Here is a 20,649-nt window from a genome sequence, read left to right on the forward strand (position 1 = left end):
GATGCCAGCTAAAAAAAGCTTCCCTTTGCGTCTTGACCCGATGTTGTACGAAGCTTTGGAGCGCTGGGCGGCGGATGAATTCCGAAGCGTGAACGGCCATATCGAATATTTGCTGCGGGAGGCTCTGAGAAAAGAGGGACGGCTGCCTTCTCCGAAGCGCGCTCCCGGCAAGGAGGTCAAGGATCATGCAGACGAAGACGAGTAAGAAACTTAATAAGCCTTGGTGGGTATCCAAGGCGACGACTGTGCTGCAGCAATTTGCCCAGATCGGGGGCGGCTCCTTCGTTCCCGCTTCCTTCAAAAACTGGAAGTACACCGGACAGCATGTACGCATCGAACTGGGACACGGGCGCGGAACATTATATGTTACCTTAAAAGATTCCGGCTCCGAGTCTTCCCATCTCGTTACAAGTATCCAGTATTCCTTCCAGCCTCGAAGAAAGTTTCAGTTTCATCTGTGCAGGGTCAAGCGGCTGATCTTCATTCCGTTTCATTCGGAGCTGAAGGACGCCTCTATGCCGAATTCTGCGATGCAGAAGAGCTTTCACGCCAAGGCTACTCACCCTAGCCTGCTCCGTCAGCTGTTGAAGTTCGAAGGGCTTCAGGAAGTGCTGGAAAGCAAGCCGGACGCCTATATCTCGCTGAAAACAAAGGATCGCAGACTGCTGTTAACCTTGACGGAAACGAGTAAAAAGCCGGACGCCGACAGCTTGAATCAAGGAGTACGGCTTATGCGGTATTTTATCGCGGCCCTGGAGGAGCACGGGGTCATTCGGGAGAATCGTCGTTAAGAGTCGCTAGACCAAATCAAAGCCTTTCCCAGACCGGAATGATTCCGGAAGGGAAAGGCTTTGCGTGTTAGTCGGTCCATATTCTAATTACCGCTGCCTACAGCTTCACTCTCTGCAAGCGAAGCGCGTTGAGAACCACCGATACCGAACTGAGCGCCATAGCCGCTCCAGCCAGCCATGGGGCCAGGAAGCCCGCCGCAGCAACAGGTATGCCGATGGAATTATAGGCGAGCGCCCAGAACAGATTCTGCTTGATGTTGCGCATCGTGCGCTTGCTCATCAGAATCGCATCCGGCACGCCTTCCAGGTCGCCCCGCATCAGTGTCACATCTGCGGCCTCCATCGCCACGTCGGTGCCTGTACCGATGGCAATACCGACATCGGCCATGGCGAGGGCAGGCGCATCGTTGATGCCGTCTCCGACCATCGCGACCTTGCGGCCCTGCTCCTGCAGGCGCTTCACTTCGTCCGCCTTGCCCTCCGGCAGCACCTCGGCCAGCACCTCTTCGATACCGACCTCGGCGGCAATCGACTTGGCGGTCCGTTCATTATCACCCGTGATCATGACCACTCGAAGGCCAAGCTCCTTAAGGCGGGCTACCGCCTGCCGCGAACTGTCCTTCACCTGGTCGCTCACGGCCAGCATACCGGCGTACTGCCCATCGACGGCCAAGAGCAGTACGGTCTTGCCGGCCTCTTCGAGGGCCGTCATCCCGTCCAGGGCCGTGCCGGCGTCCACGCCCTCACGCGCCATCAGGCGGCGCGTTCCGGCCAGCACGCGGCGGCCCTCCACTACGGCGGCGATGCCATGCCCCGGCACCGCCTCGAACGCGGAAGCCTCCGGCAGCTCGTGGCCCCGTGCACGGGCCCCGTCCACCACCGCTTCCGCGAGCGGATGCTCCGAGCTGCGCTCGGCCGCACCGGCCAGGCGCAGCAGGTCCGCCTCGTTCCAGCCATCGGCGGGAACGACGCTCTCCAGCTCAGGCTGGCCGCGCGTGATCGTGCCGGTCTTATCCAGCACGATCGTGTCCAGCGCCTGAGCGCTTTCCAGGTGCTCGCCGCCCTTGAACAGGATGCCGTATTCGGCCGCACGGCCCGAACCCGCCATGATCGAGGTCGGCGTCGCCAGACCCAATGCGCACGGGCAGGCAATGACGAGCACTGCGATTGCTTTTTCCAGCGCCCCCGCAAAGCTGCCCGGCTCAACGATAAAGAACCAGACGAGGAACGTTACCAACGCGATCCCGACGACAATCGGCACGAAGATGCCGGAGATGACGTCCGCCACCCGCTGAATTGGCGCCTTGGAGCCCTGCGCTTCCTCTACGACGCGGATGATCTGGGCCAGTGCGGTCTCGCGGCCCACCTTGGTCGCCCGGATGCGGAGCGAGCCATTCTTGTTGACGGTAGCGCCGATGACAGCATCGCCCTCCCGCTTCTCTACGGGAATGCTCTCCCCGGTCAGCATCGATTCATCCACCGCCGACGTGCCGAAGACGACCTCGCCATCGACCGGGATCTTCTCACCCGGCTTTACAATAATTACGTCCCCGGGTACAACCTCTTCAATCGGCACGCTGATCTCTGCCCCGTCCTTAAGCACCAGCGCCGTCTTCGCCTGCAAGCCCATCAAGGTTTTGATCGCTTGGGAGGACCGCCCCTTTGCCAGCACCTCGAACCATTTGCCCAGCAGGATTAACGTAATTAGCACCGAGCTGGTTTCATAATACAGGTGGGGGGTATGCCCGTGAGGCTGCGACAGGCTGCTTATGCTGAGGTACAGACTGTAAAAATACGCTGCCGACGTGCCCAACGCAACCAGCACATCCATGTTGGCGCTCTTGTTGCGCAGTGCCTTGTAAGCTCCGATATAAAAGGTTCCTCCGATAAGGAACTGAACCGGTGTGGCCAGAATGAGCTGGAACCACGGATTCATGAACAGCTCGGGGGTCCAGATAAACGAGGTGAACGAGAAATGCCCGGCCATCGACCACAGGAGCGGAAAGGACAGTACCGCCGAGACGATCAGCCGAATCTTTTGCTTGCGGATCTCCGCCTTTCTCGCCTCATCCGCGTCCTGCTCGGATTGCTTCAGAGCCGCCTGATATCCGAGCTGGCTCACCTTCTTCAGGATGTCATCCATCGACACTTGACCGGATGTATATTTAACCTGAGCCGTCTCCAGCGCAAAATTGACATTGGCCTCCACGCCATCCATCCGGTTCAGGCCTTTCTCGATCCGGTTGGCACAGGCCGCGCAAGTCATCCCTGTAATTTGCAGGGTTGCCGCTTGATCACTGACTACAGGATTTGTCTTTGCCGTTTCCATACCCACACTTCCTTTCGATACTTCATACCCCTAGGGGGTATATAGAAGGCGACAGAAATTTCTTTCTGTCTATTCACTTACCACGTCATAGCCTTGCTCTTCAATAGCTCCTTTGATCGCTTCAACCGTAACCTTATCGGCGTCGTACGCTACCGTAACACTCTTTGCAGCCAGATCTACCTTCGCTTCAGCTCCAAGCTCTTTTACCGCGCCTTCCACAGACTTTACGCAATGATTACAGGACATTCCCTCTACCTTCAAGGTTACATTCGACATCTTATTCATCCTCCTAATAGTTTTATAAAGAATTTTTAAAAAGCCCGGTACTCATGCAGGTTCTGCCTGCACTCCGTTCCGTCTTCTTCGGATTCTCCCAACCTTCCCGGTGCCAAAAGCCTGACTTTTGAACTCGAACTTAAATTATTCATTCTTTAAAACCGTGAATCCAGCCCAGAATTTTAACCCTTTTCCTGCTACTTCATCAACTTCTGAACGGTTAACAACAGTTCATCAACTACTTCTGTCTCTCCCGCCTGAATGCGTTCGACCACACAACTCTTCATGTGTCCCTCCAAAAGGAGCTTGCCCACACTATTTAAAGCCGATTGAACAGCCGCAATCTGATTGAGCACATCATCGCAATAAGTATCCTTCTCGATCATCCCTTTAATTCCGCGAATCTGTCCCTCAACCCGATTCAACCTGCTGATCAGATTGCTCTTCACCGCATCGGAGTGGTGACTGTGCCTTGCATGAGCATGCTCAGCAGCCTCATGAGAACAACATGCTTCCGGCTTGGCAGCTTGATCCTGATGTCCGGCAGCGCCATGATTAGATAGCTTGCTTAACTCTTGTTCATTCACCATCATTCACTTCCTCCTCCCCATCCTATTGTCCAGGGAACAACAGTCCGTTCAAATCAAACTTCCTGCCGTTGAGTACATCATACTATACCCCCAGGGGGTATGTAAAGAAACTTTCTTTTCTATTTTTCACACATCCCATTCAATCTATGTATCACACTCGCGCGAGTAAAGAGCACTTAGCTCCCCTCTTTCAGAGCTTGTTTCGACGCACGAGCAGGTTACGCATAAAAAATCCGGCAATCCTTCGCCTTGACGAGGGGTTGCCGGAGAACGTATCTGCTGTCCAGATTTAATCGATAACCTTGCCTGTAAAAAGCTCAACTCTCGCCTTTACCAGCGCCGTGTATTGCTCTTCCATTTCCCTAGCTCCAACCTTATCCAATTCGGCGAGGAATTCATCATACACCTGATCGAACTTGTCCGGTGCTTCCAGGATGGCTGCCGGAATTCTTTTTTGGATAATATCCTGTGCCTTCTGATAGATAACCTGATAATCTCCATCCGTCGGAACCTGCATATTGTACAAGGCCCCCCACTCCTTGACCGGAAGCTCCTCCTCACTCGGGAACAGATCCTTCCAGGTCGTGGCGTTATAAGCAGCGAGGGTTTCTTTTTCAACCTCCGAATAACTGGCGATAATCTGCTCCGGGAAATTGGTTGTATAGTAGTTGCCTGTAGCATCCTTCACGCCATCCCCGTAGCGCGGTCCGAAGATGGTATACAAATCAATCCCAGTCTCCTTGGTAAAAGTGCTGGAATCGTTGACTTTTTTATCGAGCACATCGGCAGGAATGACGCGAACGCCATTTTCCACGTTATAGTGCTTTCCTTCGATTCCCCAGTTTCTCAGCACCTGGCCTTCGTCAGACGCCAGCCAGTCAATGAACTTGATCGCACGCACCGGATCTTTGCAAGCGGTTGTAATACTGATTCCGTAGCCATCCACCCCGAAAGACTGCATCGCATGGTCCTTGTATTCTTCACTCAGCGTCACCGGAAAGTGCGCGTAGGTGTACTCGTGTTTGCCCGCGGCTTTCAGTGCATTTTCCGCTTCACCGTATTCCCAATCCACCGAGGTCAGACCCAGGACACGGCCGCTGGCGATTTTGGCTTTATATTGATCCTCTTTTTGGACAAAGGAATCCTTATCCAGCAATCCGTTATGATACAGCTTATTCAACCAGCGGAAATATTCCCGTTCTACCGGTCGTTTATAGTGAAGCACCGCTTCATAGGTTTCGGGATCCACATGATATTCGCCATCATTCATGCCATTCGTAGTATTATTGGCTTGATTGGTTACGGTTATCATCATTTTCCAGCCATCCGCATTCAGCGTGAGAGGAATCGTCGGTTGGCCGTCCGTGGTCGGATACTTCTCCACATAGGCTCTAAGCACGTTCTCAAAGTCAGCGATCGTTTTGACCTCCGGATAGCCAAGCTCCTTCAGCACGCGATGTTGAATCTGGAAGCCGTTTACGGCATCGAAATATTGCTGTCCGACGCCGACATTGGTCGGAATGGAGTAGATTGCCTGATCCTCAATACTGTATTTCATGCGGTTCATGTTTTCGCTCATCAGCTTTTTGATATTAGGGGCATGCTCCTCGATCAGTTCTGTAAGATCGATGATCGCATCACTGTCTACCAGCCTGCCAAGCTCACCTTTTGCAAAAATAAGATCAGGATAATCGCCGCTGGCCGCCATCAGGGAAATTTTATCCTGGCCGCCGCCGCTGCCAACATCAAACTCCGCATTCAGAGTGACTCCGGTTTTGGCGGTGATTTCCTTGCCGACTTCATCCTTCATGTTATTCCAGCTCGGGTTTGCATCAGCACCAAAAAAGGTAAATGAGATCGGACTATTCTCATCTCCGCCGGTTTGATTCCCAGAATTTGAATTTACGGTATTATTCCCTGAATTACCGCAGCCTACAGACATGAGCAACATGCCAGCCAGTGCAAAAACTCCAATTTTTTTGTTCAAGCTTCGCATCTAATCATCCTTCCCCCTGTCTATTTCCCGATTCATTTTGTTTGAATGCGCTTACTTTTATTGAAGCGAACCATCATGGCCGGCGAATGGTGGTCTTGCTTACAGTTATTATTCTAGCCTAACGATTAAGACCGAACCTTGATTTTCAAGTCATCCAATAGCATGATATAGACATGTATGCAGGCTAAGGGGGCATTGAAGTCATGACGAACGTCTACTTGAACTGGTTTACGATGGATGAGGATTTCCCTTTCTTCATTCAATATGGAGGCCATGATGAAGACACCAACACCCATAACCATGAGGATTTCTCCGAGCTGGTCATTGTCCTGAACGGGCATGCCACACATATCGTGAATAATGAAGAAGCTTTTATCAAGAAGGGCAATGTGTTTGTCATTAACGGCAGCACCTCCCATGCCTATAAAGAGCCTCAAGACTTCAAGATCTGCAACATTATGTATAAACCGGAGTTGCTTGAATCCGCCGCCCAGGATCTGCGGACAGTGAACGGCTTTCAGGCGCTGTTTATTCTGGAACCGTTCTATCGAAACATTACGACGTATAAAAGCAAATTGAGCTTGAGCATGTCCAGTCTGGAGTATGTAGCGCATTTGGTTGCTGCCATGATCGAGGAATACGAATCCCGGCTTCCCGGCCGTCAAACAATGCTTACTTCGCGCTTTATGGAGCTCGTCGTGTGCCTATCCAGACACTATGACCATGGTGAAAAGGATCTGGACAGCGCTATGATGCATCTGGCGAATGCCGTCTCCTACATTGAAGATCACTACCTCGAACCGGTTACGCTGGAAGACATCGCTGCAAAATCGAATATTTCCATTCGGCATTTGAACCGGATTTTTAAGGCCTATTATCAGACCACACCGATCTCTTACCTTCAACGGCTTCGTCTTGAAAGAGCCTGTATGCTCCTGAAGCAGACCCACCTATCCGTCACGGAAATCTCTTATACCTGCGGATTTAATGACAGCAATTATCTTACCCGCCAATTCAAAAAGGCTTACGGCGTATCACCGCAAGCCTATCGAAAGAACCGGTGAACTAATTCACCGGCTCGTAGTCAAACCAGTCGAAATATGCCGGGGCCGCATGCTCTGAAGGACTTGTTGCATACATCGCAATAAAGGCCCCTGTAAAGCCGCCTGCGATTTCCGTGGACAGCAAATGCGTCTCCCCCCAGCCCATGTCAAGCACCTGAGAATTCATCGTACGGAATGAGGCTTCGAACCTCTCCGGAAGCGCACGGATTTGAAGTATGCCCCTCCCCTCGGGGCAATCACGGATGTCCTCTACCCTCATCGAGCCGACCGTCCGCCGGAACACCAGAGCATTACGGCCTCCTTCGCGTCTTATAGCGAGCTCATAATGATACTTTTCGTTCATATAAATGGTTAACCCCGCCTCTTCCCCCTCGTTCAAAGGCTCAAATTCTATCGCCGCTTGTATGCGGCTGGAAAAGTGACTCAGCCGGCGCCCTACAAAGGCCGGAGAACCGTAATCGTTCAACGTTGTTGGTTGACCATATAAGGTCAGATATCCAGAGCGCTCCTCCAACGACCAGCTTCCCGGGTTCGGATTCCGCAAAAAGGCCCATTCCCATCCCAGCCTGGATTGGTCGAAGTCATCTCTAACCAGCTTCTCCGGCCAACGGGTCTCCGGGAGCTCAGGCGCTTCCATGACGGGATGAATATGACCCTGATTGCCGATGAGCGGCCATCCATCCTCCGTCCAGGTTACGCCCGCAAGAAATACCTCTCTGCCCAAATGGTGACGATATGGGTAAGATACAGGCCTTGTTCCCAGACATACCGCCCACCAACTGCCATCCCGGGCTTGGACCAGATCCGCATGGCCGGTAGCTTGTATTGAGATATCCATACTCCGGTTTGAAAGAATGGGATTATGGGGACAGGATTCATAAGGTCCGTACGGATCAGTGCTTCTGGCAATGGTCTCCATATGGCCGTATTCCGTCCCGCCCTCGGCGATCATCAAGTAATAGTAATCCTTGATTTTGTACATGTGGGGGGCCTCAGGATGCGCTCCGCCTGAGCCCTTCCAGATCAGGCGGCTCCCGGTCAGCACCCTTCCGGTCTCGATTTCGATTTCACATTGGTAAATAGCGCCGTTATGCGCAGATTGAAAATACACGCGGCCATCGTCGTCAAACAACAGGGAGGGGTCTATGCCATCCTGAGCAACCGTTATCGGCTTGGACCAAGGACCTTCCGGATTCCTGGTCTTCACGTAGAAATTTCCGATTCCGCCCACATTGGTGGTCACCATATAGAACCATCCCTTATTATAACGAAGGGTTGGCGCATAGATGCCGCTTGAATTCCCCGCTCCAGAAAGAGACAGTTGCTCTTCTGTAGTTAAACAATGGCCGATCTGCCGCCAATGAACCAGATCCTTGCTATGAAAAATAGGCACGCCCGGAAAATATTCAAACGTGCTTGTAACCAAATAATAATCGTCACCGACCCGGCAGATGCTGGGGTCGGGATAAAAGCCAGGGATAACGGGGTTGGTGAACTGCATCCATTGCACTCCTGTCTGAATCGTATTTAACGTGCTATATAAGCTGAATCAATATAATTACTTCCAGGGGCAACGTGTAAAGTGTTCTTACGTTCGCTGTTGTTCGCGGATTTCTCTGATTCAATTAAATTGGGATAAGGCAGAAATCTGCTCTCAAAGGCGAACACTATCGTTTCTTCGTAACACTTTACACTTATGTCCTTTGAAGTAGTTTTTTAATTAACTCATATAGAATGCTTCTCCGTCTTGCCTGAGGAAGCTCTCAACCCCTATTATATTTCACGATAGGACATGGAACCTTCATTTTCGGGTCATGCTACTAGCATGATATAGACATTGTAATATTCATAAAAAGCCAAGGAGCTAAGCAAAAACAGACTGCTTAGCTCCTTGGTTTTTGGCGTCTATGCCTGCTATCTAAGCAAATCCTTATATCACCAAACACAGGTTCAGGACCGAGCATTCACCTTACGGCCAAGGCACCTTCGATCTTTGTATACTCCAGCTCAAGCAAACAGTCCTCACAACTTGCGTTACGGTAATGTCGGTAGCGAAACAAATGCTTGAAAGCACTTATGCCCTTCTACCTCACTCCTTCAGTTCAACGCGAAATAGTAAAGACCCTGAGCATCACAAGGATGCTTCAGGGTCCTGATCATTTATCTCTATTCAAGATTGCTAACTATGTTCATTCCAAGCCCCAGGCTCTCCTGATGGATTACTGGTAGCCCCAGATCATCGTGAACAGCGTTCCGAACACCGTCACCAAGCCCACGAACAAGGCATAGACAAGGTTCGTGTAGAGTGCTGTCTTAGAGCCGTTCTCCCCGATATGCATGAACAGGAAGAGCTGGACGCCCATTTGAATCGCTGCGCTGATGATGAGGATCGTCAGGCCTACTGCCGCAGACATATCCAGGAAGACTACGGACAGGGCAACAACCGACAGCAGCAGGGATAATACATAGCCCAGAATGTGCTGGATCGGGAACAATTTTTTCATGTCACTCATGTCACATCATTCCTTTCAAGTATACGAAGCTGAAGATGAAGATCCAGACGACGTCAAGGAAGTGCCAGTACAGCGAGAAGATAAAGGTCTTGTTCGAAGTATCGAGCGTGAAACCTTCCTTCTTGATCTGCAGCAACAGTCCGCCGCCCCACAGCAGACCCAAGGTCACGTGGGCGCCGTGCGTACCGAGGAGTACGAACAAGCTGGACAGGAATGCGCTCGTCTGCAGAGTTGCTCCCTCATGCACATAGGTAACGAATTCCATGATTTCAACACCAAGGAACACCAAGCCAAGCACAAGCGTAATTCCAAAGAATATGAGCGCGGGCTTTTTCAAACCCAGACGCATACTGTTAATCACCAGACCAATCGTGAAGCTGCTCGTCAGCAGGACGAACGTTTCAATCAATACAGGCCCGATCTCGAAAATTTCATGACCGCCCGGGCCGTTCCCCGTCCGGTTCCAAAGTGCAAAATACACCGCAAACAAAGTCGAAAACAGAACAATTTCAGCGCCAAGGAACAGCCAGAAGCCAAGAATCCGATTGCTGTTCTCCTCGGAACGGTACTCCAGCGGCAGTGTATTATCTAGCTTCATACTTGTTCACCCCGCAATCTTGACTCGGTCTCTTGAATTTCCTTAACCGGAATATGACGCCCATGATCGCGTTCGAAGGAACGAACCGCAAGCATGATCAGAATAGCAATTCCGGAAATAATAGCCGGAGTCCACCAGCTGAATACCATGAAGAAGCCCCAGAAGAAGAACAATATAGCCAAGATAACCGGTTGACCGCTGTTATTCGGCATATGAATTTCTTCAAACTTGCCTTGATACAATTGATGTCCGCCTTTTTTCGCTTCCCAGAATGGGTCGAGTCCTGTAACCGTCGGTTCAATCGCAAAGTTATACTCCGGAACCGGGCTGTGGGTACTCCACTCCAATGTCCGTGCGTTCCAAGGATCGCCTGTAGTATCTCTTGGCGCATAACGGAAGCTCCAGTAAATGTTGTACACCAGAATGATAAATCCGATAGCCAATCCCACGGCACCGATGGATGCAATCAAGTTCAGCGGACCATAGCCGGTACTCTCCGAATAAGTGTACATCCGGCGCGTCATCCCGTTCAGACCGAGGAAGAACAACGGCAGGAAGGTTACGTTGAAGCTGATTGCGATGGTCCAGAAGGCAAGCTTGCCCTGACGTTCATTAAGCCGGAAGCCGAACAGCTTAGGGAACCAGTAGTAGAAGCCGGCAATAACGGCAAACACCGTACCCGGAATCAATACATAGTGGAAATGCGCAACCAGGAACATCGTATTATGATACTGATAGTCGGCGCTGGCCATCGCCAGCATGACGCCCGTGACGCCGCCGATCGTAAAGATCGGGATAAAGGCGAGCGCATACAGCATCGGCGTCGTAAACTCGATCTTGCCTTTGTGCATCGTAAATAGCCAGTTGAATATTTTCACCCCAGTAGGAACCGCAATCGCCATCGTCGTGATCGAGAAGACCCCGTTGACCATCGCGCCGTGCCCCATCGTATAGAAGTGATGCGCCCATACTACGAAGGACAGGAGCGAGATAACGATCATACTCCATACCATCGATTTATAGCCGTACAGATTTTTGCGCGAGAAGGTCGAGATAATTTCACTATAAATCCCGAACGCAGGAAGAATAACAATATATACTTCCGGATGCCCCCAGACCCAGAACAGGTTGGCCCAGAGCATATCCATCCCGCCGTTGGCCATCGTGAAGAACTGAGAGCCAAATAAGCGGTCGAACATCATCAGCGCCAAAGCCACGGTCAATACCGGGAAGGCAAACAGAATAATGACACAAGTAATCAAGACAGACCAGGTGAACATCGGCATCTTCATCAATGTCATGCCTTTGGCACGCATTTTCAGAATCGTGACAATGAAGTTGATCCCGGTCATCAACGTCCCGATCCCCGCTATCTGCAGTGAAAGCGAGTAATAGTTATTCCCTACCGTCGGGCTGAACTCAATACTCGCCAGCGGGAAATAAGCCGTCCAACCCGCGTCCGGCGAACCGCCGATAACGAAGGAAATGTTGAAAAGCATCGCCCCTGCGAAGAACAGCCAGAAGCTGACCGCATTCAGACGAGGGAACGCCACGTCGCGCGCTCCAATCTGGAGCGGAATAACCACGTTCATTAATCCGATAACAAATGGCATTGCCATAAACAGAATCATGACTACGCCATGCGTTGTAAAAATCTCATTATAGTGCTGGGCATCCAGCAATCCGTTCTCCGGTTTTGCCAGCTGTCCGCGCATCAAGAGCCCGTCTACGCCTCCGCGGAACAGCATCAGCAGCGCCGAGATGATGTACATAATCCCGATTCGCTTGTGATCCACGGTCGTCAGCCATTCACGCCATAAGTAGCCCCATTTTTTAAAATAGGTCAGGCCGATCAGAATCGCCAGTGTTGCCACGACGATGCTCACCATCGCGCCATAGATCATCGGCTCGCCGGTGACGAAAAATTCGTCCCATTTCATGTCAAGCATGCTCCCTTCCGTTCATAAGTTGCTGTAAATGTCTGTTTTTCAAAGTGCTACTCATGGGTGTGTTCCGAATGTTCCATCTCGGAGTGATCCATCTCTGAATGATCCATTTCCGAGTGGTCCATCTCCGTGCTCTCCTCATCCGAGCCGCCATGATTATGTCCTGCATGCTCGCCTTCAGGCGCTGGGCTGAACTCCAGGTGTGTGGAAGTAAAGGTCTCACGGCCTACATGGTCAGCATCAAGCAGAGATTGGAACTTTTCCTCTGTCAAATCCGAAGCCGTCGTCTTTACTTCGTCAATCCATTCCTCAAATTCTTTAGCCGAGGTAGCGTAAACCTCAAATTCCATATGGGCAAAGCCTTCACCCGAGAAGTTGGAGTTCTTGCCCATAAAGGATCCCGGATGCTCGGCAACCAGATTCAGCTTCGTAACCATGTCACTCATGGCGTACTTCTGTCCGCCAAGCTGCGGCACCCAGAAGCTCGTAATCGGTCCGTACGAATAAAGTCTGAATTCGATTGGACGGTTTACAGGGATATTCACATAGTTCACCGTCTCAATGCCTTCCTCCGGATAGCTGAAATGCCACTTCCAGTTAGATGAAGCCGCATAAATGACTAATGGCTTTTGATCCTCATACCCGGCCGGTACCGTTTCAACTGCATACGTACTGCGAACAGTAACAACCGACAGCACAGCCACGATAATAACCGGGATCGCGATCCAAGTAATTTCCAACCATTTGCTGCCCTCTTCATGCGGCGGCTCATAGTCAGGCGCTGCCTTGGAAGCTCTGTATTTGGTCAGCATATAAATGTACAACACATACACCACTAGCAGTACAAGCGCCATTACGATGATCGAAAAGATAATAACATTCGACTGTGTCTTGGCTACCGGTCCCTTGGGATTCAGTACAGTCAGCGAACTGCAGCCAGACAGCAGAACCACCAGGGCCGAAAATACCGCAAGCAGAAATCCCTTCCTCTTCATAGGATTACGATTCCCCTTTCATAATGTAAAACTTCTCATGTCATGATAAGACGGGTTATGGTCGGACGGATCCCAACCACGTTCAAACATCACTCAAAGATTATGTTAGGGAAGCCCCGAATTAATGACAATTCATATAGAAAGGAATATCTGTAATATTTTTACTATTTAAAACGTTGTCGTTCTTTGTTTATTCAATAATTTCTTGATTTAAGGGCAAATTCGGTTGAATTAGTCCGTTTTCGGCGATTTTGATAATTGTTCACAAACCCCTCCCCAACCCCTTTAGTTCGTAAATTTGTCATATTCATCACGGGTTCTTGTGATAATAATCACTTACGTATGTATTTTAAAATTAAATAAAGGACCTCCCAATCCATTGACAGGAGATCCTTTAGTTGTATGTTTTGCACCTATTCTATTACACCTTACAGCAATCTTTGACGCAGCTCTTCAGGCGAAAATTGTGACAATAAACCGAACGGAATATCAAATACCGTTTTGGCTCCTTTTTGTCCTTCCTGGGATAAGCGATGAGCGGCACGCGCATAAGCTACCAACACGCTCGCCGTGAACTCCGGATTGCTGTCCAGCTTCAAACCGAACTCAACAATTTGCTTATTGTTCTCACCGGTTACGCCGCTGCGCAGCACGGTCCCCCCATGCGGCATGGCCGAGTGGTCACGCTTCAGTTCTTCTTCACTGATAAAGTGAACGGTGGTATCGTAGTCGGCAAAATAGTTAGGCATCTCTTTGATCTGACGCTCGATCTGCGCCCGATCTGCGCCTTCCTCCGTTACGACATAACATTCACGCAAATGCTTCTCACGGGTGGTTAACTCCGGATTTTCGCCACGGCGAACACGTTCCACTGCCGCTTCGACGGGAATCGTATACTGCACGCCGTTCTTCACTCCCGCTACGCGGCGGATAGCATCGGAATGACCTTGACTAACGCCTTTCCCCCAGAACGTATATTCCTTGCCTTCAGGAAGCACCGCTTCCGCCAGAAGGCGATTAAGCGAGAACAAGCCCGGGTCCCATCCCGTTGAAATGACGCTGACATTTCCGCCTTGAAGCGCAGCTGCGTTCACTTGCTCGAAATACGCGGGAATCTTGGCATGCGTATCAAAGCTGTCCACCGTATTGAACAGAGCGGCCAACTCCGGCCCCTGCTCTGGCAGATCGGTTGCGGAACCGCCGCACAGAATAAGCACATCAATTTCACCTTTATACTTTTCTACTTCCGAAATATGAACAACGCCCTGTGACGCTGCCACCTCATTTGGATGTCTCCGGGAAAAAATAGCGCGAAGCTCGAAATCCGGGTTTTGCCGAATTGCCTTCTCCACGCCTCGTCCCAAATTTCCATAACCCACAATTCCTGCTCTGATGGCTTTGGTCACTTCTTTGTCCTCCTTCAAAAATAATATGTCCCATTTTAGCGCACCGAGCAAACTTTTTAAATAGTTTACACTAAAAGTAAACAAATTTCTTATGCGGCGCTGCGATCCTCTGCTCTTCGCTCTCCGGAGGAGGCGCCCAGAAGGAAGCATAGGGCCAACAACAGCCCTGCTGAGGCACTGACAAACAGCGCCGAATATCCGAACACATCAATCACCCAACCTAGCAGGGGCGGGGAGGTAATTGCCGCCAGCGAAGAGACAAAATAATAGATCCCGGTCCGCGTCCCGATACTTTCCTCTGTACCGGTTGAAATCACCCAAGGATAGGAATTGATATTAATGCAAGCCCAGAAAACACCGCCGACAATCAGCATGACCCGCAGCATCAGGATAGAGTCGAGAAAGACGATCGAAGCAAATACAAGGAATAACCCGGCAACACCGGTCATGATAACCTTCTTCTTGCCGAATTTAGCCCCGAGCCATCCGCTTGGCAGCGCAAAGATCAGGAAGGCCAGCGAGAAATATGTCAGCGAAAACGAGGCATCCCCATCCGTCATGCCCATATGCTTCGTTCCATATAACGTAAACAAAGCCTCCACGCCCTGATAAGCCACAAACCAGCAAAATATAGCGCCAAGGATAAACAAGGTCGTCCGGTCCAATTGATCCTTAATACGAATACGCACTGGCGGACGAGCCTCGCTCTCGGAAGACCCCGCAAGCCCCGTGACAATGGGCTCCTTGATTACCGCCTTCAATACGACCATACAGACCAGCATCGTGATTCCCGCAAATAAAAAGGGCACGTACGAGCCGATTCCATAGAGCTTGGAGCCGACGCCAAAGGCCAGCACCGAACCGATCCCGCCCATAAAGTTGATGATCCCGTTGGCCCGGGTCCGCTTGGCCTCCGGGGTAATATCCGGCATCAGAGCTACGGTAGGGGCTCGGAACAGACTCATGGATAGGTTCATCAGCACCATGAACAACACCAGCGTCACAAAGCTGTTATGTAGCGGAATCAAGGAAGCAAACACCGCTCCTAGCGGCATGCCGATCAGAAGGAAAGGCATGCGGCGCCCGAAGCGCGTACGAATTTTATCACTGCGATGTCCAATCCATGGCTGCAAAAACATGGCAAAATAATTGTCAATGGTCATCATGAACCCGATTAATGCCGCACTTTTCAGATAGTTATCCAAAAACAACGGTACAAAGGCATTATACAATGCCCAGGTCAAGCTGATACTGAAGAAGCCAAGGCCCAGCAGCCATGTTTTTTTCATTGCTTCACGCTCCCGTTTTAATTTGACAGCAGGCCGGCCAGACGATCAGGGTAGTCGGTGATAATCCCGGCCACACCTGCCTGAATCAGCGCGGTCATCTCGTGAATTTCATTGACAGTAAAGGGATGATATACTACGCCATGAGCAGTTGCCGCAGCGACAAATTCCGGACGTACAGCATATTGAATGGCGTGCAATGCCTCAGCCCCGATCGACTTGGCATAATTCCAAGGCTCATAAAGCCCCTCCGAATAGAGAATGCCGGTTCTAATCTCCGGCGCCAAGGCTTTGCATTCCGCCAGAGAATAATGATTGAAGCTTGAAATTACCGTCTGTTCAGACAATTTATAAGCTCTCACGGCATCGATCACTTTCCGCTCCAGTTCCGGATATTGAATCAGGCCGTTCTTCAATTCCAAATTCAGCACTACTCGTCTTTCTGCATGACGGACAAGCTCAAGTAACTCTTCCAGCGTTGGGATACGCTCCCCTCTGTACTTTTCATCGTACCAAGACCCTGCCTCCAGCTGGCGCAGCTCCTCCAGCGTAACGTCCTTCACCCATGCCGGAGATTCTGCTGTCCGTTGCAGCGTTTCATCATGGATCAGTACCAAATGCCCGTCCCGGGTCATATGCACATCCGTCTCTATCCCTGTAGCTCCCAGCTCCAAAGCATATTGGAAAGAAACCATCGTATTTTCCGGGCGGTGTCCGGCTGCTCCTCGATGCGCGAAATTTATCAAATCAGACAAAGTAACTCCTCCTCGATATATCTGCTTTTTAAGATTATAAAATATGTATTATCCACGTCCTTAGTATAATCCTGCAATGTCAGCGGAATATAAACATAAAGACCCTCAACCTGAAGATCAGGCCAAGGGTCTATAGACCGGAGCGGGCGTTACTCTAGGAGCTAAGTTCCCGATTAAGCAGCATCGCATCAGAGAGCGCACGGGTATCCTGCAATATATCGCCCGGGCGGCTAGCTTTGCCGATAACGTAAGATTCGAATGACATCCCGACAAATTCGAAGCAATATTTCATCTGCTGAATTAGCGGCATCGCCTTTATACGGGGATCATCTCCTCCGACCGCAATGACATAAGCCTTCTTTTGTGCCATGCTCGCCTTGAAGTCATAGTCAGAACTCCGCAGGCTCTGCGACCAGCGATCTATAAAGTTCTTCATCACTCCCGACATCGTATACCAATACACCGGTGTAGCGAAAATAATCTTCTCATGGCGAAGCACCTCCATGATCACCGACTCATAATCGTCATCCACCGGATCAAATCCTCCCCGCTCATGCCGCTGGTCCCGAATCGGTAGAATGGACAGCTCGCGAAGCAGAATCTGCTTATGAGGGATCCCCTCAAGAGCCAACCTGGTCAATTGCTCTGTATTCCCATCCATTCGACTACTTCCCTGAAGCACCAAAATACTCATTTTTCTCCACATCCTCCTGCTTGTAATGAAATCCACCCTGGCCGTACAACGGTTTGCGGCCCTTCCGACATAACGTCTTTACCGATCCTCATGGCGCTTCACCGATCTTTCCCGACCCTGCGACGAGGTCGCTACTGGCCTTAGGTCCAGTTCAAAAACCGTCTGCAGCCTGTTATGCCGGGACCCGGAAATCGGTAGAATAAAGACATGAATAACAAACGAACCGCAAACCATCCCTTTTAAATAAACTAAGAAAGCGAGTGTCACTTATGAAAAAATTATTTCGTTCCTCGACCGACAAGCAGATCTCCGGCCTTTGCGGCGGGCTTGCAAGCTTCCTCGGAGTTGACTCGACAGTCGTCCGCCTGATCGCCGTCGTGCTGGGTATATGCAGCTTCGGCACGACGATCCTTATCTACTTGATTGCCAGCTTGATCGTACCGAAGGAGCCAACCGGCTTTTACAGCTATGATGATCCATTCAACCAGTTCTAATTCTATATTATCAAAAGGAGTGTATAAAAATGAGTTTATTTGATCGAATTTCCAATTTAACAAAGGCTACCTTGCATGAAGCTTTGAATAAGCTGGAGAATCCAGTATTGATGACTGGACAATATTTGCGGAATCTGGAGGAAGACCTTCAGATTGCCGAGAAGCTCTTGAAGGAGCAGCGCATGAATATCAGCATCCAGGAACGCAAACAGCAGGATGCCCTGGAAGCCGCACGCTATAGCGAAGCACAAGCACTGGCAGCTCTGGAGTCCGGTGACGATGTGAGGGCCCGCGCTGCCGCAGCAGCAAAGATCCGCCATGAAGAGCTGGCCGAGCAATACGGCGAAGAGGCTTCACAAGCTCGCAGCCGGGTGGTTGAGCTTGAGATTCGCCTGGAGGAAGGCAAGCAGGAGTATGCACGCTTGAAGGAGAAGCGCAATGAGCTGGCGGCCCGCGCTCGCAAGGTTGAAGAACAGAACCAGGCACAACGTCCGAACTTCAGCTCCGGCCTTGAGACAGGAGCAGCCGCCCGCGGATTCGAGCGCATGGAAGAGAAGATTCTGGAATGGGAAGCCGGCAGTCAGCTCAGAGGAACGACGGGCACAGGCTCCGAAGGCTCTTCATCTCTAGAAGACAACTCCGCCGTAAATGATGAACTTGAGCGGCTTAAGGATCAACTGAACAGCCGTAAATAAGGTTAATTCAGAGGCGCGCGTTAATTCAGAGGCTGTGCCGGATGGTTTGATTCACGACCTCCGGTGCGGCTTCTTTGCGCGTTATCTTGCAAGTGTTAAGCAATACGATTCACCGATAGCCAAAAAAAGCCGTCCAATAATTCTGCGTTGCTGGGGCGACATGTGAAGTGTGCTTACTATCGCTGTTGCTCACGGATTTCTTGATTGAATAAGCCATAACAAGGAGGAAATCCACTCGCAAAGGCGAACACTCCGTTTCTACAGCACACTTCACACTTATGCCCTTTTATGCAGTCTCTTTTGTTCGGCTTTATAGGTGTTGAATGCACTTTAGTAGCTCCACCCGCTCCTCCGCACGTCGGAGGCATGGCAGAATGCACCAGAATCACTTGCTTAGTCTACAGGCTCGTTCACATCAGCATAGCATCTTGATGCCTGATGGATTACAAACAGTAAATAGACACCAAGGCGAAAGATATAGCAGTGCAGCTTAAGCGAAGCCCCGTGCAAATTGCATTGCAGTTAAACTGCAAAGGCGAGGTAGTCAGGGCATAAGTGTGAAGGGTTGCCTCATCTAATTCGCCCTCCAATGTTTAACTATATTCCGCTGTTACGCGCTTTTCCTGCAAGAGCATAGCAAGTCTTCGCATCACCAAGTAAATGCAACAGCGGTAAACGAAGAAGCATAGCCATTCAGAGAAATTCCCCTGACGGCTATGCTTCTATTTAATAGCGTGAAATAAAATTTTACTTGCCGCTCTTGAACAGTTCACCCATTGCGCCGAGACTGCCCAGCGTCTCCACCGCATTCGAAGGGATGAAGATTTTGTTAGCAGGTCCCTTAGCCACTTCTTTAAGCGCTTCAAAGGACTGGTAAGCAAGGACTTGTTCATTCAGAGCCGCGTTACGCAGCATTTCGATCCGCGCCTGTTCGGCAGCAGCAACGGCTTCGATCGCCTTGGCTTCCCCGAGGGCTTCCAGTTCTTGCGCTTGGCGCAAGCCTTCCGCTTCGCGAATCCGTGCTTCCTTGTCACCTTCCGCCTTAAGGATCTTACTTTGCTTATCCCCTTCAGCACGCAGGATCATGTCTTGCTTAGCAGCTTCCGCTTCAAGGACAATCGCACGTTTGTTACGTTCAGCCTTCATTTGCTTATCCATCGCTTCCTGAATATCAAGCGGCGGCTTAATATCGATGACTTCTACGCGTTCAATCCGTACGCCCCATTTTTCGGTTGCTTCATCCAGCGCAATACGGATATCGGAGGAGATTTTTTCACGTCCGGACAACGTTTCGTCCAGCTCCATCTTACCGATAATTTGCCGCATGGTTGCTGTCGAAATGTTGCGGACCCCGTATACATAATCGGAGATACCATAAGTGGCTTGTTCCGGACCTACAACTTGATAGAAAATAATCGTGTCAATCTGAACCTGCACGTTATCCTTTGTGATTACGGTCTGTGGCGGTACATTGGCTTGTTGAATCCGCAAGTCATGGTACGTACGCACCTGATCGATAACCGGAATCAGGATATTCAGACCCGGACTCATCAATCTGTGGAATCTACCCAGACGTTCCACAACTCCAACCCGCTGTTGCGGTACAATCTTGATGGTTAGTGAGACAAAGACGACGACAACAATAGCAATGACCGCAATAATAGCCCATTCCATTAAGTGAATTCCTCCCATCGTTCTACTTCGATAATCGTACTGCTCCGTGAAATCACCCTTACCCGCTCATCTTTAGCCAGCAACTGAGCTGATACGGCACTCCACGTGTCGCTCCCGACCTTAACGATTCCGTACTGTCCCGGCTCGATCGGGTCGACGACAACTCCCTGTCTTCCTACTAATTCGGTACCCGTGTCCTGAAATCCTTTGGAACTCCGAACCTTTTTGGAAATTGGCTTGGTGAAGATCGTCAGCACGAGCGTCACGATACTTCCAGCCACTACCTGGAGCAAATATGCATCCGGGGCAATCCATGCCACTAACGCTGCTACCAGGGCTCCTATACAGAACCAGAGCATATAAAAGGTCAGCGTAAACATTTCAAGCACCAATATGATACCTGCGGCTATCAACCATACAATCCATGCATCCATTGTGTTAGATGCACCACCTTTCCGCATGATAGTAATATATACGAGGCTCGAACAAAAAAGTATCAGGAATTTCTTTCTTTAGCAAGCTATTTATCGGATGACAGGGAAGAAAC

The 20,649-nt window shown here is 50.5% G+C and carries 20 protein-coding genes; 5 read left to right on the top strand and 15 right to left on the bottom strand.

What is annotated here, in order from left to right; translation table 11 throughout:
• The first annotated feature begins 1 nt into the window (after nt 1).
• Nucleotides 2-205: a type II toxin-antitoxin system antitoxin gene (locus KQJ23_RS00615; RefSeq protein WP_044480326.1), complete on the top strand. Its 204-nt coding sequence runs from the start codon at nt 2-4 to the stop codon at nt 203-205.
• On the top strand, nt 186-791 hold the full coding sequence (locus KQJ23_RS00620) for a hypothetical protein (protein WP_216476653.1): 606 nt from the start codon (nt 186-188) through the stop codon (nt 789-791). The genes KQJ23_RS00615 and KQJ23_RS00620 overlap by 20 nt, the downstream gene beginning before the upstream one ends.
• A gap of 97 nt (nt 792-888) precedes the next feature.
• Here the strand turns inward: KQJ23_RS00620 and KQJ23_RS00625 are convergent, their stop codons facing one another.
• The 4 genes from KQJ23_RS00625 to KQJ23_RS00640 all read right to left on the bottom strand — a co-directional run bounded on the left by KQJ23_RS00625 (nt 889) and on the right by KQJ23_RS00640 (nt 5,982).
• Nucleotides 889-3,120 carry a heavy metal translocating P-type ATPase gene (locus KQJ23_RS00625; protein ID WP_216476654.1) on the bottom strand — a complete coding sequence of 744 codons (2,232 nt, stop codon included), beginning with the start codon at nt 3,118-3,120 and terminating at the stop codon, nt 889-891.
• Between the two features lie 69 nt (nt 3,121-3,189).
• Entirely contained in the window at nt 3,190-3,396 is a 207-nt protein-coding gene (locus KQJ23_RS00630) for a copper ion binding protein (protein WP_216476655.1), read from the bottom strand.
• A gap of 197 nt (nt 3,397-3,593) precedes the next feature.
• Nucleotides 3,594-3,986: a metal-sensitive transcriptional regulator gene (locus tag KQJ23_RS00635; protein WP_216476656.1), complete on the bottom strand. Its 393-nt coding sequence runs from the start codon at nt 3,984-3,986 to the stop codon at nt 3,594-3,596.
• A gap of 289 nt (nt 3,987-4,275) precedes the next feature.
• A complete protein-coding gene (locus KQJ23_RS00640; protein ID WP_216476657.1) occupies nt 4,276-5,982 on the bottom strand; it encodes an ABC transporter substrate-binding protein in 1,707 nt (568 codons plus the stop codon).
• Nucleotides 5,983-6,185: 203 nt separating this feature from the next.
• On the opposite strand from KQJ23_RS00640, the gene KQJ23_RS00645 reads away from it, so the two are divergent.
• Nucleotides 6,186-7,046, top strand: coding sequence for a helix-turn-helix domain-containing protein (locus KQJ23_RS00645; protein ID WP_216476658.1), 861 nt, complete (start codon nt 6,186-6,188; stop codon nt 7,044-7,046).
• Nucleotide 7,047: 1 nt separating this feature from the next.
• Here KQJ23_RS00645 and KQJ23_RS00650 read toward each other — a convergent pair whose 3' ends face one another.
• The 9 genes from KQJ23_RS00650 to KQJ23_RS00690 all read right to left on the bottom strand — a co-directional run bounded on the left by KQJ23_RS00650 (nt 7,048) and on the right by KQJ23_RS00690 (nt 17,239).
• Nucleotides 7,048-8,547, bottom strand: coding sequence for a glycoside hydrolase family 43 protein (locus KQJ23_RS00650; RefSeq protein WP_216476659.1), 1,500 nt, complete (start codon nt 8,545-8,547; stop codon nt 7,048-7,050).
• A 718-nt stretch (nt 8,548-9,265) separates the two neighbouring features.
• Nucleotides 9,266-9,550: a cytochrome aa3 quinol oxidase subunit IV gene (qoxD, locus tag KQJ23_RS00655; protein WP_216476660.1), complete on the bottom strand. Its 285-nt coding sequence runs from the start codon at nt 9,548-9,550 to the stop codon at nt 9,266-9,268.
• Between the two features lie 10 nt (nt 9,551-9,560).
• Nucleotides 9,561-10,157, bottom strand: a complete 597-nt coding sequence (locus KQJ23_RS00660; protein WP_216476661.1) for a cytochrome c oxidase subunit 3 — start codon at nt 10,155-10,157, stop codon at nt 9,561-9,563.
• The gene (gene qoxB, locus KQJ23_RS00665; RefSeq protein WP_216476662.1) at nt 10,154-12,097 is read right to left on the bottom strand and encodes a cytochrome aa3 quinol oxidase subunit I; all 1,944 of its coding nucleotides are present in this window, start codon (nt 12,095-12,097) and stop codon (nt 10,154-10,156) included. Before qoxB ends, KQJ23_RS00660 begins: the two co-directional genes overlap by 4 nt.
• Before the next feature lie 56 nt (nt 12,098-12,153).
• The gene (gene qoxA, locus KQJ23_RS00670; protein ID WP_216476663.1) at nt 12,154-13,098 is read right to left on the bottom strand and encodes a cytochrome aa3 quinol oxidase subunit II; all 945 of its coding nucleotides are present in this window, start codon (nt 13,096-13,098) and stop codon (nt 12,154-12,156) included.
• A 428-nt stretch (nt 13,099-13,526) separates the two neighbouring features.
• A complete protein-coding gene (locus KQJ23_RS00675; RefSeq protein ID WP_216476664.1) occupies nt 13,527-14,504 on the bottom strand; it encodes a diaminopimelate dehydrogenase in 978 nt (325 codons plus the stop codon).
• 89 nt (nt 14,505-14,593) lie between these two features.
• Nucleotides 14,594-15,793: an SLC45 family MFS transporter gene (locus KQJ23_RS00680; RefSeq protein WP_216476665.1), complete on the bottom strand. Its 1,200-nt coding sequence runs from the start codon at nt 15,791-15,793 to the stop codon at nt 14,594-14,596.
• A 17-nt stretch (nt 15,794-15,810) separates the two neighbouring features.
• Nucleotides 15,811-16,545 (bottom strand): glycerophosphodiester phosphodiesterase, encoded by a 735-nt coding sequence (locus KQJ23_RS00685; RefSeq protein ID WP_216476666.1) that lies wholly within the window; start codon nt 16,543-16,545, stop codon nt 15,811-15,813.
• Nucleotides 16,546-16,699: 154 nt separating this feature from the next.
• Nucleotides 16,700-17,239, bottom strand: a complete 540-nt coding sequence (locus KQJ23_RS00690) for a flavodoxin family protein (protein WP_216476667.1) — start codon at nt 17,237-17,239, stop codon at nt 16,700-16,702.
• Between the two features lie 269 nt (nt 17,240-17,508).
• Between KQJ23_RS00690 and KQJ23_RS00695 the strand changes: the two genes are divergently transcribed.
• Both KQJ23_RS00695 and KQJ23_RS00700 read left to right on the top strand, forming a co-directional pair.
• A complete protein-coding gene (locus KQJ23_RS00695) occupies nt 17,509-17,733 on the top strand; it encodes a PspC domain-containing protein (RefSeq protein ID WP_216476668.1) in 225 nt (74 codons plus the stop codon).
• A 29-nt stretch (nt 17,734-17,762) separates the two neighbouring features.
• The gene (locus tag KQJ23_RS00700) at nt 17,763-18,428 is read left to right on the top strand and encodes a PspA/IM30 family protein (RefSeq protein WP_216476669.1); all 666 of its coding nucleotides are present in this window, start codon (nt 17,763-17,765) and stop codon (nt 18,426-18,428) included.
• A gap of 747 nt (nt 18,429-19,175) precedes the next feature.
• Here the strand turns inward: KQJ23_RS00700 and KQJ23_RS00705 are convergent.
• Both KQJ23_RS00705 and KQJ23_RS00710 read right to left on the bottom strand, forming a co-directional pair.
• Nucleotides 19,176-20,102 (bottom strand): SPFH domain-containing protein, encoded by a 927-nt coding sequence (locus KQJ23_RS00705; RefSeq protein WP_044480345.1) that lies wholly within the window; start codon nt 20,100-20,102, stop codon nt 19,176-19,178.
• On the bottom strand, nt 20,102-20,536 hold the full coding sequence (locus KQJ23_RS00710) for an NfeD family protein (RefSeq protein ID WP_044480346.1): 435 nt from the start codon (nt 20,534-20,536) through the stop codon (nt 20,102-20,104). Before KQJ23_RS00710 ends, KQJ23_RS00705 begins: the two co-directional genes overlap by 1 nt.
• Between the last annotated feature and the right edge of the window lie 113 nt (nt 20,537-20,649).

This window comes from Paenibacillus brevis, from assembly GCF_018919145.1.
In the GTDB taxonomy this organism is placed as follows: domain Bacteria; phylum Bacillota; class Bacilli; order Paenibacillales; family Paenibacillaceae; genus Fontibacillus; species Fontibacillus brevis.

Excerpts from the sequence above, each read along its gene's own strand:
- KQJ23_RS00615 (WP_044480326.1), top strand. The coding sequence starts at position 2 with ATGCCAGCTAAAAAAAGCTTCCCTTTGCGTCTTGACCCGATGTTGTAC.
- KQJ23_RS00620 (WP_216476653.1), top strand. The coding sequence starts at position 186 with ATGCAGACGAAGACGAGTAAGAAACTTAATAAGCCTTGGTGGGTATCC.
- KQJ23_RS00625 (WP_216476654.1), bottom strand. The coding sequence starts at position 3,120 with ATGGAAACGGCAAAGACAAATCCTGTAGTCAGTGATCAAGCGGCAACC.
- KQJ23_RS00630 (WP_216476655.1), bottom strand. The coding sequence starts at position 3,396 with ATGTCGAATGTAACCTTGAAGGTAGAGGGAATGTCCTGTAATCATTGC.
- KQJ23_RS00635 (WP_216476656.1), bottom strand. The coding sequence starts at position 3,986 with ATGGTGAATGAACAAGAGTTAAGCAAGCTATCTAATCATGGCGCTGCC.
- KQJ23_RS00640 (WP_216476657.1), bottom strand. The coding sequence starts at position 5,982 with ATGCGAAGCTTGAACAAAAAAATTGGAGTTTTTGCACTGGCTGGCATG.
- KQJ23_RS00645 (WP_216476658.1), top strand. The coding sequence starts at position 6,186 with ATGACGAACGTCTACTTGAACTGGTTTACGATGGATGAGGATTTCCCT.
- KQJ23_RS00650 (WP_216476659.1), bottom strand. The coding sequence starts at position 8,547 with ATGCAGTTCACCAACCCCGTTATCCCTGGCTTTTATCCCGACCCCAGC.
- qoxD (WP_216476660.1), bottom strand. The coding sequence starts at position 9,550 with ATGAAAAAATTGTTCCCGATCCAGCACATTCTGGGCTATGTATTATCC.
- KQJ23_RS00660 (WP_216476661.1), bottom strand. The coding sequence starts at position 10,157 with ATGAAGCTAGATAATACACTGCCGCTGGAGTACCGTTCCGAGGAGAAC.
- qoxB (WP_216476662.1), bottom strand. The coding sequence starts at position 12,097 with ATGAAATGGGACGAATTTTTCGTCACCGGCGAGCCGATGATCTATGGC.
- qoxA (WP_216476663.1), bottom strand. The coding sequence starts at position 13,098 with ATGAAGAGGAAGGGATTTCTGCTTGCGGTATTTTCGGCCCTGGTGGTT.
- KQJ23_RS00680 (WP_216476665.1), bottom strand. The coding sequence starts at position 15,793 with ATGAAAAAAACATGGCTGCTGGGCCTTGGCTTCTTCAGTATCAGCTTG.
- KQJ23_RS00690 (WP_216476667.1), bottom strand. The coding sequence starts at position 17,239 with ATGAGTATTTTGGTGCTTCAGGGAAGTAGTCGAATGGATGGGAATACA.
- KQJ23_RS00695 (WP_216476668.1), top strand. The coding sequence starts at position 17,509 with ATGAAAAAATTATTTCGTTCCTCGACCGACAAGCAGATCTCCGGCCTT.
- KQJ23_RS00700 (WP_216476669.1), top strand. The coding sequence starts at position 17,763 with ATGAGTTTATTTGATCGAATTTCCAATTTAACAAAGGCTACCTTGCAT.
- KQJ23_RS00705 (WP_044480345.1), bottom strand. The coding sequence starts at position 20,102 with ATGGAATGGGCTATTATTGCGGTCATTGCTATTGTTGTCGTCGTCTTT.
- KQJ23_RS00710 (WP_044480346.1), bottom strand. The coding sequence starts at position 20,536 with ATGGATGCATGGATTGTATGGTTGATAGCCGCAGGTATCATATTGGTG.